The organism is Dictyobacter sp. Z7_2, from assembly GCF_057551105.1.
Genome location: NZ_BAAJPE010000001.1, coordinates 1,930,774 through 1,943,696 on the forward strand (window position 1 = coordinate 1,930,774; position 12,923 = coordinate 1,943,696).

The 12,923-nt window shown below is 51.9% G+C and carries 10 protein-coding genes; 2 read left to right on the plus strand and 8 right to left on the minus strand.

Annotated elements, in window-relative coordinates; all coding sequences use genetic code 11:
* Nucleotides 1-22: 22 nt before the first annotated feature.
* The 6 genes from eccCb to AC27N8_RS07645 all read right to left on the minus strand — a co-directional run bounded on the left by eccCb (nt 23) and on the right by AC27N8_RS07645 (nt 7,771).
* Complete coding sequence (gene eccCb / locus AC27N8_RS07620) at nt 23-4,105, minus strand: type VII secretion protein EccCb (RefSeq protein WP_487065592.1); 4,083 nt, start codon at nt 4,103-4,105, stop codon at nt 23-25.
* A gap of 46 nt (nt 4,106-4,151) precedes the next feature.
* Nucleotides 4,152-4,520: an EsaB/YukD family protein gene (locus AC27N8_RS07625; protein ID WP_487065594.1), complete on the minus strand. Its 369-nt coding sequence runs from the start codon at nt 4,518-4,520 to the stop codon at nt 4,152-4,154.
* 157 nt (nt 4,521-4,677) lie between these two features.
* Entirely contained in the window at nt 4,678-4,980 is a 303-nt protein-coding gene (locus AC27N8_RS07630; protein ID WP_487065596.1) for a WXG100 family type VII secretion target, read from the minus strand.
* A gap of 171 nt (nt 4,981-5,151) precedes the next feature.
* Entirely contained in the window at nt 5,152-6,087 is a 936-nt protein-coding gene (locus tag AC27N8_RS07635) for a serine/threonine-protein kinase (protein WP_487065598.1), read from the minus strand.
* The gene (locus tag AC27N8_RS07640; protein WP_487065600.1) at nt 6,084-6,977 is read right to left on the minus strand and encodes a hypothetical protein; all 894 of its coding nucleotides are present in this window, start codon (nt 6,975-6,977) and stop codon (nt 6,084-6,086) included. Before AC27N8_RS07640 ends, AC27N8_RS07635 begins: the two co-directional genes overlap by 4 nt.
* Nucleotides 6,978-7,012: 35 nt before the next feature.
* Nucleotides 7,013-7,771 (minus strand): VWA domain-containing protein, encoded by a 759-nt coding sequence (locus AC27N8_RS07645; RefSeq protein WP_487065602.1) that lies wholly within the window; start codon nt 7,769-7,771, stop codon nt 7,013-7,015.
* A gap of 186 nt (nt 7,772-7,957) precedes the next feature.
* Here AC27N8_RS07645 and AC27N8_RS07650 point away from each other — a divergent pair, with 186 nt between their 5' ends.
* Nucleotides 7,958-9,769 carry a hypothetical protein gene (locus AC27N8_RS07650; protein WP_487065604.1) on the plus strand — a complete coding sequence of 604 codons (1,812 nt, stop codon included), beginning with the start codon at nt 7,958-7,960 and terminating at the stop codon, nt 9,767-9,769.
* A 282-nt stretch (nt 9,770-10,051) separates the two neighbouring features.
* On the opposite strand, the gene AC27N8_RS07655 is transcribed toward AC27N8_RS07650, so the two are convergent.
* Nucleotides 10,052-11,014 carry an alpha/beta hydrolase gene (locus AC27N8_RS07655; protein WP_487065606.1) on the minus strand — a complete coding sequence of 321 codons (963 nt, stop codon included), beginning with the start codon at nt 11,012-11,014 and terminating at the stop codon, nt 10,052-10,054.
* A gap of 184 nt (nt 11,015-11,198) precedes the next feature.
* Between AC27N8_RS07655 and AC27N8_RS07660 the strand changes: the two genes are divergently transcribed.
* Complete coding sequence (locus AC27N8_RS07660; protein WP_487065608.1) at nt 11,199-11,873, plus strand: thiaminase II/PqqC family protein; 675 nt, start codon at nt 11,199-11,201, stop codon at nt 11,871-11,873.
* Here the strand turns inward: AC27N8_RS07660 and AC27N8_RS07665 are convergent.
* Nucleotides 11,858-12,913: an ABC transporter substrate-binding protein gene (locus AC27N8_RS07665; RefSeq protein WP_487065610.1), complete on the minus strand. Its 1,056-nt coding sequence runs from the start codon at nt 12,911-12,913 to the stop codon at nt 11,858-11,860. The two genes, AC27N8_RS07660 and AC27N8_RS07665, sit on opposite strands and share 16 nt — an antisense overlap.
* Nucleotides 12,914-12,923 lie beyond the last annotated feature (10 nt).

The window sequence follows — 12,923 nt, forward strand, 5'->3', positions numbered from 1 at the left end:
CCATGTTTGTCCTGACTTGCGATTAGTCCTCATCAGAGTCATCAGGTTCGCTATAGGCGACCTGTACCAGCGTGGCGGGATGCTTCGGTCTGACAAAATAGCCACGTCCGGGAGGTAGTGGGCCGGCAGCCTGTCCATGCATAATGCGTCCCTCCTGAGCATCGCCGCTCATGATGAGGGCAGCTGTGCCCATTTCACGCAGGCGTTGGAGTATGGGTTCAAAGGAGGCACGTCCAATACCTCCAACGCGACGGGCGATGACCAGATGGAAGCCGATATCGCGTCCAGCTAAGATGGCATCCAGGAGGGGACTCAAAGGAGAGTTTGATTGCGACGCCAGCGCGTCATAATCATCAACAAAGAGAAAATAGTGCCGCCCATCCCAGCGCTTCCTGGTGCGCAATTGATTTAAGGAGAGATCTGCTCCCGCCTTGAGACGCTTTTCGAGGTCTACACGAAAGTTTCCCAGGCATTCGGTCAGCGTGCTGGAATTATAGGCATACGAGAGCAGGTTCTTACTTTCAGCGAAATCAAGCAGCATTTTGCGATAATCTATGATCCCAAACGCTACCTGATCACGAGGATAACGCTGCTCAATACCTCGCATCCAGGTACGTAACAGCGTTGTTTTACCGCATTCAGAATCTCCCAGAATCAAGAAGTGCGGACCAGCGGAGATCAGATCCACAAAGAGAGGGTCCAGGCGCGACTCCTCCAGCCCGATGGGAATACCAGAGGGCTGAGCGGGTACAGCGGCCGAGGGCAGGTTCCGCAAAGAGACCAGCGAGGGCAGAAGGCGAATCGGTGGGGCGACCTCACCCTCCCAGGCGGAACGTACATCGTGGACAAACGTCTCCAGCACACGTTGCGGAGCTGGCGCCGGTCCACTTCCGCTGGATAGTGAGTGATCAATCAACGGTAAGGCAATCTGAAAGAGCAATTTATCTTTATTCACGCCTCGTCCGGGCACTCCAACCGGAATTTTCATGGCCGCCACTTTGCCAAACTCAGAATCCAGCGGATCGTTAAGATGTAGTTCGAGACGCGTGCCAATGTTATCGCGCAGTCTAGAGCGTATCTCGGCCCAGCGATTAGCTGCCAGCACCACATGCACTCCATAGGTCAGCCCGGTCGCCACGAGTTCAGTGACCTCCGCCTCCAGATCAAACTCCATACAGAACTGCGAAAAGTTATCGATGATCAGAAATACGTCACCAAACTGCATCTCTTTCAGCTCGCCAGCAGAGCGACGCAGACGGAAAGCTGCCATACTATCGATACTATGCTCGCGGAAAAAGAACTCACGATCCTCAATCACTTTGCGCATCTGACGCAGCACGCGCCGCACTTTATCGCGATCAGCCTTGCCACAAACCACACCGACGTGAGGCGCATCCGCAAAGGTACGCAGCAAACCGCCGCCAAGGTCGATACAATAGAGTTGAACGTCGGTCGGTGTATGTGTCACCATAAATGATGTAATCAAGGTGCGCAAGAAGGTACTCTTGCCACTCTGCGGAGCCCCAACCAGCGCCAGATGGCCACCCGAGCCAGAGAAATCCAGCCACATCGGCTCCTGAGCCTGCATCAATGGGATATCGACCAGGCCCACCGGCACGCGCATGGCACCAAATGCTGCTGGAGAGCTCAATTTTTCTCCATTGAGAGGCCGATGAAGATAGTCTTCCAGAATGACGTACAGGGGCAATGATTTACTGAGCGGCGGCAGCCAGACCTGATGCACACTCTGCCGCCGCTGGCCGGGCACCGCTGAGAGACGATCAATCACCACATCCATCTCGGTGTGCAGAGCACTGGCCTCCTCCACCAGCAGCGTTGTCGGAGCAGCAGAGAGCGAGGAATACTGATGCTTGATCAGTTTGCCAGTCGCCGTGAATTCCCGGATACGCGCCTGAGGCGAGACCTGCTCACTCCTTGAGACAAAAGGGATCGAGATCAAAGCGGTCTTAAACAGATGATAGACATCGGTGTCGACCTTAAAATAGCCCATACCAGGAGTAGAAGGCAGATAATAGGCATCCGACTTTCCCAGCACAGATGAACTTTCGGCAGCACTAAAGGTGCGCAGGCAGATACGATAGCGCAGATGACCCTCCAGGCCACGAATGCGCCCTTCATCGATACGTTGCGTGGCGAAGAGTAGATGGATGCCCAGGCTCCGTCCTACACGTCCCAGAGTCACAAATAACTCGAGGAAATCTGGTTGCTGCGCAATCAATTCGGCGAACTCATCGGCAATAATCACCAGATAGGGCATCGGCTCCAATTGAGGTTGCAAACGTCGCCTCGCATGGTACAGCTTGATGTTCTCTACGTTGTTTGCCTCGTGCAACATACGCTGACGACGCTGCTGCTCTCCCAGGATCGCTTCATACGAGCGATTGATCAGGGCACTATCACCCTGAAGATTGGTAATAATTCCAGCTACATGCGGCAGAGGCGCAAAATCGGCAAAGGAGGCACCTCCTTTGAAGTCGACCAGCACGAAGTTCACCATCTCGGGATCATGCTGCGCGGCCAGACCGATAACAATCGTGCGCAATAACTCGCTCTTCCCGGAACCTGTCGCCCCCACTACCAGGCCATGAGGACCCATGCCTTTATCCGCAGACTCTTTAAGATCCAGCACCAACGGTTCCCCATCGGCGCGTATCCCGAGCGGAATGCGCAGGAGATCATGCAATTCGTGGTTCTGCCAGCTCTTGGAGACCTGCAATGTATCGGAGGAGGGGATAGAGAGCAGATCGAGCAGGCGAACATCCTGTGACAGATCTTGCTGCGCATCCGCATCGGCCAGACTTAAGGGAGCCAGACTACGAGCAATGCACTCACAATCTTGAGCGGTGATCGTATCTGGATTAAGACCCTCCAGACGTTGTCCGCCCATGTGCAGCATCTCAAAATCCAGCCGACCAATCGACGAGATCGAAAGGCGCGCCTGAAGGAGCGCGGGCTCCTCGCTAATCTTATCGACCAGACATATAATCGTCACCCCTAACTGAGCAGCCCCAGCAAAGAGCTCGTCCATCTCTGGAAGCTGCCCCAATGGTCCATAAGGGGAGAAGCCATCCAGGATGATAACCAGATGCGGCCGGACAATGTTGATACGCGCTTCTGGCCTCTCCTTGCGGTCTTTATCATCGAGCAGGCGACGACGACGATCTAACTCAGGCTTGATCTGCTGCTGTAAGACATGGCGTACATCATCTATCGTGCTGGCGAGCATGCAGAGATGGTCGGGGGCATAGGGCGTCTCGGCCTTGACCTGACGCAGGCGGTGGACGTGCGGAAGCCATTTCAGCCAGTTCCAGGAGATCGCAGCGTGTTCGGGGAAAAAGACCATGCAGCGCACGTCCTCTGGCGATTGATGGGCGACAACCTGACAGAGCATGGCCTGCACCAGTGTGCGCGTTCGTTGACGCGGTCCAGTGACCGAGAGAATACCCAGCTGGCGCAGTGGGATCAAAGCCGGCATATCGTCGAGATAGCTCCACTCATTGACCAGAGCCTCAGCCAGAGCACGCAATTCTGGTATATAACGTACCATCGGATTGTTGCCGAGATCCAGATGCACGCGACAGCACAGAGGCATCGGCCCCACACCGATACGTACCTGAAGAAAATCGGGATCTTCGGGACGGCGCTCCCACAGATGCACCTGTCCACCCACATACTCGGTCAGTTGGGGAGATGCTGGATAAACGCGCTCGCTGACCTGACGTTGTAGCTGCGTGATCTTGCGCAGATGCAAACGGCGTTGCGCAAGATACGAGCGATAGAGCTCACTATCAAGCTCGCGTTGCTTCCTCTGCGTTCTACGCTGGATCATACCCATTGCCACTCCGGAGCCAATCGAGCAGACAGCCATCGCCACTCCCGCGACAATCATGAGTCCATTGGAATGAAAAGCGATAATAAAAATAAAAGATCCCAGGCCACCCACCACTGGCAACAAAAGTTGCATCCAGATCATCGCCGTCCCTTGCGCTGGAGGCATGACGGGAGGAGCATTGATTATAATATCTTCTGCTGGCAGCACAGGAGGATAGGCTCTGGCTGGTCGATAAAACTTTGTTCCATACATAGTGCAGAATCCTCAACAGCATGCGTTTTATAGCGAATCACAGGCATCAGGAGAAGAGACCCTTCCGATCCCACTGTATCCCAATCCCACCAGTATCAGGGCCTGGAGTGAGGGATCGAGGTCGAAAGCCCGTTTCTGGCACTGGCTCCTCTTTGAGCGAGGAGACCTCTTGCAAATGGAGAATCATGCCATCAAAGACACCAGCATCCGTCAGAGAGAGAGCATCACTCAACGTGCGGTAGCCATCGGCAACGCGCAAACACCACTCAATTGATCCATGATCACTCATTGATGAATCTGTCGGGCCACAAATATCCACTAAAAGAGGAAGCAGATCACGAATAGGGACATCACCTGGCAACTCCAGGTCATAATTTCGATACGGGCCAATAATTGTGAGAAGCACATTTTGCATAACAGATGCTCAAAAAACCTATGAATAAGATAATAGTTTAGTTTCTATCGGTTGGTGTGACCGGAGTTCGCTCAATGGAATGAAGCAACGCTCCAGCCGCACCAACATACTAGCGGCGGCTAAAATTGTGAGGTGTCAGATTACGCACTAAGATGCTTCAGGAGAAACCGCCAAAGGACTTCTGGATCGATGCATCCACGCTCTGATAGACCTGATTGCTTTCTTTTACGTTGCGACTGATCTCTTCGAGCGTATTATTCAATTCGCGGACATCACTATTCCACTTGGTCATAGCAGATTCAAAGCTCACAGCTCCATTACTCTTCCAGTCGGATTGCAGATTGTTCACAGCAGCTGTCACCTGTTGCAGGATGTTTTCAAGGTCCTGTACACGCTGGTCAAAATTTGCTGCGGCGGCTGAAAGCCCCTCATATCCAACCTGTATACCATCACCGGCCATCGAGAACTCCTCTCACTTACAAGTAAGCGTGCCATGCAGCGCTCACATACAAAAATCGACAACTACAGATTCATATTAATTAATAATGCTGATATAGTCGAAACATCCATCAAAATTATTAACGCATTATCCCTTATAAATTACAGCATCGGCCCAAAAATTGCAATGATACTACAAGAAAACCGAAGCCAGAGTCATCGACCACGTCCCAAAATCGGGACACTCCTCCAGAGAGGCGGAATACCAGGCTTGATCAAAAAGGTCCAGCAGAGACTCATCGAGCTGCGCCAGTGTCCGACGCACGCGCCGCCAGCGCACGGTTTCATCGGCAGCTTGCAGCTCACGCGACGAGAAAAGGGACTCGGCATCATCAGGAGTCTGAGCACGTACCGCAGGATTCCACCAGGTCAACATCTCCGTCAGCAGAATCGCTCCCGCAAAGCGATCGCCATCGAGGCGGCACTGTCCGCGCTCATCCTGCTCCGGATGCTGATAGCCCGGCGAGCCGTGACTGCGCTTCTTCGGTAACTTGATGCCAGCGATATATAAAGATTCCAGATCAATCAGCTGAATCTGCTTGAAATCAGGACCAAGCACCACATTGCTGCCTGCGATATCGGTATGAGCCAGAGAATGCGCCTCCAGATTCCAGAGCGCATAGGCCATGGCTCGCGCCAGATTTTTAGCGTCTGCAAGCGTATAGAGGGAACTCGCAACTGGATCAGACATCAAGCCAGCCCAGGTCCGCCCCTCAATCCAGGGGAACAGGGCCGCATATTCGAGATCAGGAAAACGCTTGACCAGCTCGGGATAGTTTTCACGCGTCAGGCACGAGCGCTGCGCCAGAAAGAGGCCCGGCAGCGAGGTATATTGCGTCAGACATTGCGCCACCTTGACCATATAAGCATCTCGATAACCAGGCTTCATCACCTTTAGTGCATAGAACGTTTTGAGGCCCATGTGTTGAATCTTATATACAAAGGCTTCTCCTCCCTCTATCACAAACACCTCCTGCTCGTCCTCTGGAAAGTAGGGATGAGGCAAAAAACGATAATACGCCGAGCCAATTGGGAGCATCAGACCGACCTGGGGATTAAACATATTCATGATTGTGCCGCCTTTTGATGAATGGCATACTGCCAGTGAAGTTCCAATGCCGTCATATCATCCTGGGCAGGCACAGTGAGCAACTGCTGTGCCTGCGTCGACCACGCATCACCCATCGCATCAAAGAGCGATAAGTCAGGTTCTTCAAAGCCATCCGTATAGACAACCAGCCGCTCAAGAGCGCGTAGCGAGCGCTTCCAGACGCGCAGTGTCCCTCGACAGCCGTGTCGCGTTGACCAGCGACCATCCCGATCAGTGCTATCACCAAGCATAATGGCATGCTCTGGAGTCGTAGACAATTGCGCTGAGACATTTCCCATCCAGCAGAAAAAAGCACGTCCGAGAGGAGGATTGGAACGACGCCAGAAGGATTGAGTCCGTTGTGCAGTAGCGCTCGCGGCATAATCCAGGCGTCCACCAAGAAAGACCGTCTCGCTCCCATAGTCAGTGAGCAGCTCTGATAGCACCTCCTGAACCAGAGGAGGAATATCCTCAGGGAAAGGTTGCGAGGCTAACTCCTCCTGCGCAGGCGGCGCGAGCCCGTTCAGATATTCCCGCAAAGAGCGTCCAAGCTTGAGTGGACCGGCACGCAGATCAGAGAGACCATGCAACCAGCTCACCAGACGCGTCGCCAGGTAATGAGCAGCGAAATCGCCCTTATACGAACTCCCCACGCCATCACAGAGACAAAAACAGAGGGAAGCATCATTCTGCTGATAGATGATCCTGGCGTAGTCCTGATTAGGCAAAGACTGGCTCTGCGCCTCATGACAACGCGAGGAAAAGAGACGAGCCTCTACCGTCTGACCCAGCGGAACGTGCACAAAAGTATCGGTCAGCTGATCTGTCTCCGTGACACTGAAAAGAGCGTGATCACCAGTTCGGCGCATGAAACACCTCCAATCGCAGACAATTGCATGGCTCGCTATTTCAATTGAGTGGCAGAAGAGACAGCGAATGCCAGGCGCACCAGATCGGAATGAAAGCCCGGAAAAAAGAGTGAAGCTCCGCTCTGCAAGCGGTATCCATAATTGTTGATGTTTAAGCGATAGGTCTCGGGAAGCGGCGATGAGAGTTGAAACAGCAGGCGTACATAGTCATTCGTCAATTGATTGGGCTTAAGCACGCCACCCCAGGTATGCCAATCAGAGACCGGGCTACGTAACATCTTATCGGCAACGTAGACGTTCTCGATTAAGACTGGACCATCCTCTACGGACATAGCTTGAATGCGCCGGATAATGGCGGAGGGATCACTTTCTGTAAAGAGTCCGTCGGTGAGATGACAGACCAGCGGAGCCGGACAGGTCTGAAAGGTGGCAATATTCTGTAAGAGCAGAGCTTCTACGGCTTCGAAGCCAGCACTCGTATCGGTCTCGCCGCCCGCGCTGAGGACAGGAATGCCCTCACGCACCAGTTCGGGAAGATCGCGAATGCCTCCCAGGACATCGACCACCTTCGTGCTATAGGCAAAGATCGCCACCTTATAACGTCGCTGAACCAGACCATCACGCATAGAGCGGCGCACCATATCTTTAATCACATCGCGCAAGGCCTTATTCACGACTTCGATTTTTGTCAAGTCTCCACATGGATCATTCATAGAATGGCTCGCATCAATCAGATAAATAATCAGCGCTGGCGTAAGAGAAGTCGCAGGCTGCGTATAGAGCATACCATTCATAATCACAAAGCTCCCCTAAATCAGTACACCTGACACATCGCAACACAAACATCTTTATTTCTTTATATGGAATAATATAGGACTCTTACTTGAGAAGTATACCACACTCTGCTATACTTCCAGTTATACTTAAATGCCTGATAATTTTTAAATAAGTTATTCTTCTACAACATAAGGAGGCTAACGGTGAATGAGCCGCGTATCTTTATTTGTTATTATCCAGAAGATGGTCCCAGTCCAGCCACGAATCTCATGCAACAGCTGGCGCGAGACTTACAAGCAGCGGGGGCTACATTTATAATTGAGCCGCCCAATCAGGCAGATAATGAGTTTGTACAATTTCTGACCCGCGAGCTGCCCACCTGTCAATGGATCATTTTTGCACAAACTTCTGCCACTCTTCAGGCTTCAAGAACCAGTCTTCTCTATAATGCGGCACGTAAATTAGTCGAACAAGGGACCCTTCAGGGGATGGTACGCGTCATTCCAGGACCAGAAGAGCTCTCAGTCCCCATACCGCCAGCCCTATCAACGCTCAACACATATAATCTCTACCAGGACTATCCTAAAACGCTAGAAAAACTTTTATTCACCTTTTCTATTCATGACACAGATAAATTCCCGGCACAGTTGCCCAGTAAAAGATCCATATCTTCGCATCGGCAGATATCCAATTCGCGCCAGGCCGGAAGCCAACCCAGGACCTCGGCCTCACAATTTGATCATCCAACGCTCTCGGCGCCTCGCCAGCCAAAATTTAGAAGCATACAGTCTCGCATCAGCCTCAAAGCCTTGCTGATCGCCATCATCTCAGTTCTGGCAGTGATAGCGATTGTCGCCGCAGCCAGTATCTATCTCGCGCCCAAGCCGGTCAAGCCCGTGCCAAATCCAGTAGTTGGATACGCGTACTTCACCAGCTCGGCCCTGGTGAAAGGTACAGGCACCGACAGCATCGACGATGGCATCGAGATCGACTTAAATAATCTCGTCGCTCCAGCCAGCGGCAACAGCTACTACGCCTGGCTGCTCCCGGACATCGATCAGCAGGAAAGCAATCCATTGCGCCTGGATCAAATGCCGCCAATCGAAAACGGCAAGACACAACTCACATATACCAGTCCCAACGGCAGCAATCTCCTGGCTCTGGGCAGTCGCGTTCTGATCACGGAGGAGAGCGCCAGCATACCGCCAAGCACGCCAAATATGGATAAGAAATTCTGGCGCTACTATGCCGCCATCCCTCAGGACACCTCTGGCACCGATATGAGCAATAGTAGTAATATGGCTAACATGAGTACGCTAACACACCTGGATCATCTCAAGCATCTCCTCTACTCTGATCCGGAGCTAACCAAGCTTCAGGTTAAGGGAGGACTGGCCTACTGGTTACTCAATAACACAAATTATATCAATCTCCTGGCCTACAACGCCTGGACCACAAGAAACTTCAAAACCTTGCAAGCCGACGCGGTCTACATGCTCGATTATATCGACGGCAGCACCGATGTCGGCATAGATGTCACAAATGCAACCATCTTGCAAACCAATACACAGGGTATCAATCAGGAAGCGGTCAAAGTCGGACTGCTCGAACTGAATCCGGAGCATGATAATCCTCCAGGATATATCAAATCGTTGCAAACCCATCTCGGCGGCTTCAAGAGCGCACCTGCTACCACGCCTGATGAGGCCAAACAGATACTTCAGCTCAGCGATAGCCTGAACGCCGAGGGCAATATATTGCAGCAGATGCGACAGAATGCCGTGAAGTTACTCAATGCGACGGAAGCGGTCAAGATTACCAAAAAGGATAAGAATCCTGCAATGAACGACGCGAATACCAACACCATCCTGAACAACCTGTATAGCGAGAGCGTCCAGATGTACAATGGCACATTTGATCCCAGCAGCGGAGAGCGCGTGGGAGGAAGTCTCTGGATTTTTGATCACGTCCAGCATCTGGCAGCATTCACGCTCGAAAAATACGCCGGACAATAGCATCCACTGCACCAAACATTTTGGAGAGCGTTTCACATGGTGGTGAAGCGCTCTCCCGATGTACCTATATCGCGCATGGCGGATAGATGGATGCGCCAAAAGACTCTGTTGGCGAATTTTGTCCTGACAAGAGGACGTGTGTGGGAGCAGGATCCATCTTCCGATGAGCCTGATCATAGTACCCTTCCAAACTGATAGAAGCTGGTATAGTCATCTCAACCGATTTCGCCAACAGCGTCCTAAAGCCGGTCCACTACCACATGGAACGCGATAGGCAACTAGCTACGACACAAAATGCTCCAGAAACAGTTTTACCTTTTGCGTGTAGCTCGTCGGGTCCGTAGAATATGCCAGTCCGTGGCCAGCCTCGGGGATTACCAGGATCTCTTTATAGGTTGGACAGCGATCGTAGAGCCGATGCACCATTTCAGTCGGCACAAACGTATCTTCTGCTCCATGAATGAACAGGATTGGCTCGACCGTTTTCTCGACCTGCTTGAGCGCTGAAGCTTCTCCAAAGAAATAGCCAGCGCGCAGTTTACAGACAAGGCTGGTCAAGGGAAAAAAAGGGAATGGTGGCAGTTTATACAGCCGTTTCAATTGATACGTCAGAATGTCGGCTGCCGAAGTATAGGCGCAATCAGCGATCACGCATCGAACCTGAGCAGGTAACTGCTCTCCGCTAACCATCAGCACCGTCGCACCACCCATTGAGATGCCATGCAGCACAATCTGAGCCTCATCCCCAATACGCTGCATGAGCAGATGCATCCACTTGATATAATCAAGACGATCATGCCATCCCATCCCAATGTAGCTACCTTCGCTGATACCATGACCTCGCGCATCGGGCATAAATACATGAAAGCCAAACTCCTCATGGTACATCTGAGCAAGCGATCCCATATTCTCTTTGGCATTGCCCGTATAGCCATGGGCGAGCATGACAATCTTTGTCGTAGGCGCTGGCGCTGCCAGATAATAACCTTTGAGCAGTAAGCCATCATAGGATTTTATTTCCAGGATCTCAAACGGCTGCGCATTAACCCATTCAAGATCGGTCACTGGAACATCAGGAGTATCGGGGGTATCTACGTTGGTAACCTGCTCCAGGTCGGGATTGTTCACCAGAAAAGTCTTGGGTTGGCGATAGACAGCGATACGATAAAAAATCAGGCTGGCACTTATCAGGACAATACAGATAAGGACAAGGACAATAATCAGCACGACTCCTACTACTGGCATGGATCTCGAAGCTCCTCTTGCTGCATGCAATAAAAATATCTCGCCATAGTCTGGCGAGGATAAATAATGGTTCTCACTCTACCAATCATACCGTATACTACTACTGATATTCCACCGCACCGCATCCACTCGTGGATGCTTTCATAAAGATAGCATAGAGAGACTAGAATGGGTACTTTTAATTATGAGTTTTGCTGATACCATCCTGACCGAAAACCTGGAAACATTACGTCATAAACTGCTTTACCATCCCTTATGGCAGCAGATCGAACAGGGCACGCTACCACGCGAACGCTTGCGCCTCTTCGCTTTGCAGGATTGGTGGCTGGTACGTCAGGCATATCGCCTCGACGCCCTCTCGATCGCAGCCGCAACCGATCTCGCAGCGCAGGAACTCTTGATCCAGAAGCTGATCCCCAAAGTGGGAGGTATCCAGACGCTGCTGACCTTCGGTGCCGCTCTGGGATTGCAGCAGCAGGATTTTGATGACGTTCAACCATTGGCAGGCTGTATGGCTCTCACGAACTATTTCTATTGGATGCTGGCCTATGGCTCTCCAGGAGAAAAATTGGCCGCCGTCAGTGCCAGCGAGGATATCTTTATTCAGATCTGCTTGCGGATCGTCCCCGCTTTCAGCATCCATTATGGCCTGACAGCTGAACAGACAATGTTTTTTTCAGGCCATAAGGAGATCGAGGCGCACGTCGCTCCGATCGATGAGCAACTCCTACAGCGCTACACAGATGCAGAGGAGCGTCGCAGAATCACACAAGCCATCCGCCTCAGTCACGAGTTCGAACTGCTTTTCTACGACACAATCTTAACCCATCCCCTCTCAGATGCTTATGGCAAGAACTGATTGGTATATAACGCGTTGAGATCCAGGCTCTTCACCACTTTGCCCTCGGCATTTTGTACGCCGCCTTTGTCGAGAATAAATTGGGGATAGCCATGCCAGGCGGCCGCATCCTGAAGGCCCCATTTACGTCCGGTATCGGCGTAGCGCGGGCTGAGATACGTCTGACTGTCCACGACATATTTCGTATCGCTAAAGGTTCCTTTGGGTGTGGCTGCAATCAATATCTGAGCCGATTCTTCGGGATGAAGGCGGGCATATTCGTAACCACGTGTAGTCGCTGCCATAAAGCGTTTAAGCAGATCAGGGCTGCTTTTGATCTCTTTGGAGCTGGTGACCAGGGTCGGTGTGTAGTAGTCCGGGATGCCAAAGTCGATGATGGGGAACGTTTTTAGTTTGATGCCTTCGTCTTGACCCTGGATACCTTCAGCTCCATCAAAGATCCAGGCAAAATCGATGCTGTGATTCTTCAAGGCCTGTAAGGTATCGATGTTCAAGGTGACGCTCTTAAAAGTGCCTTTGCCGCCAGCTTTCTGGATAATTTGGCTGACAACCGCGCTTTCATACGGTGCTCCGAAAGCTCCATAGGTCTTACCATCCAGGTCACGTGGAGTTTTAATACCGGAGTCCGCCAGCACCGCCAGCGATGATGTGTTGTGCTGCAAGATAGCTGCGATTGAGACGACAGGCTGGCCAGCAGCGGCGTCGGCCACGATCGATTCTGTCGAGCTGATACCGACATCGGCTTTGCCCGAGTTGACCAGGACGTCAGGAGTGACGTTCGAAGAGTACGGGAGGATCTTCAAATCGATCCCTTCCTGGGCATACCACTTTTTGTACTGTGCCACATACAAGCCCGTATGATTGGTATTGGGAGTCCAATCCAGGGCCAGCGTCACGGTCGTGAGCGGCTTGTTGGACGTTGCCTGTGACGCTGTATTGGCCGCGCTTCCGCGCTGCTGCACGAGATAGATACCAGCGATGATTAAAATGATGAGAACAGGAATCCCCAGCGTTAAAAAGATACGAGCACGGGATTTCATAATGTTTGCC

Excerpts from the sequence above, each read along its gene's own strand:
- AC27N8_RS07630 (WP_487065596.1), bottom strand. The coding sequence starts at position 4,980 with ATGGCCGGTGATGGTATACAGGTTGGATATGAGGGGCTTTCAGCCGCC.
- AC27N8_RS07665 (WP_487065610.1), bottom strand. The coding sequence starts at position 12,913 with ATGAAATCCCGTGCTCGTATCTTTTTAACGCTGGGGATTCCTGTTCTC.
- AC27N8_RS07625 (WP_487065594.1), bottom strand. The coding sequence starts at position 4,520 with ATGCAAAATGTGCTTCTCACAATTATTGGCCCGTATCGAAATTATGAC.
- AC27N8_RS07660 (WP_487065608.1), top strand. The coding sequence starts at position 11,199 with ATGAGTTTTGCTGATACCATCCTGACCGAAAACCTGGAAACATTACGT.
- AC27N8_RS07655 (WP_487065606.1), bottom strand. The coding sequence starts at position 11,014 with ATGCCAGTAGTAGGAGTCGTGCTGATTATTGTCCTTGTCCTTATCTGT.
- AC27N8_RS07645 (WP_487065602.1), bottom strand. The coding sequence starts at position 7,771 with ATGAATGGTATGCTCTATACGCAGCCTGCGACTTCTCTTACGCCAGCG.
- eccCb (WP_487065592.1), bottom strand. The coding sequence starts at position 4,105 with ATGTATGGAACAAAGTTTTATCGACCAGCCAGAGCCTATCCTCCTGTG.
- AC27N8_RS07635 (WP_487065598.1), bottom strand. The coding sequence starts at position 6,087 with ATGAATATGTTTAATCCCCAGGTCGGTCTGATGCTCCCAATTGGCTCG.
- AC27N8_RS07640 (WP_487065600.1), bottom strand. The coding sequence starts at position 6,977 with ATGCGCCGAACTGGTGATCACGCTCTTTTCAGTGTCACGGAGACAGAT.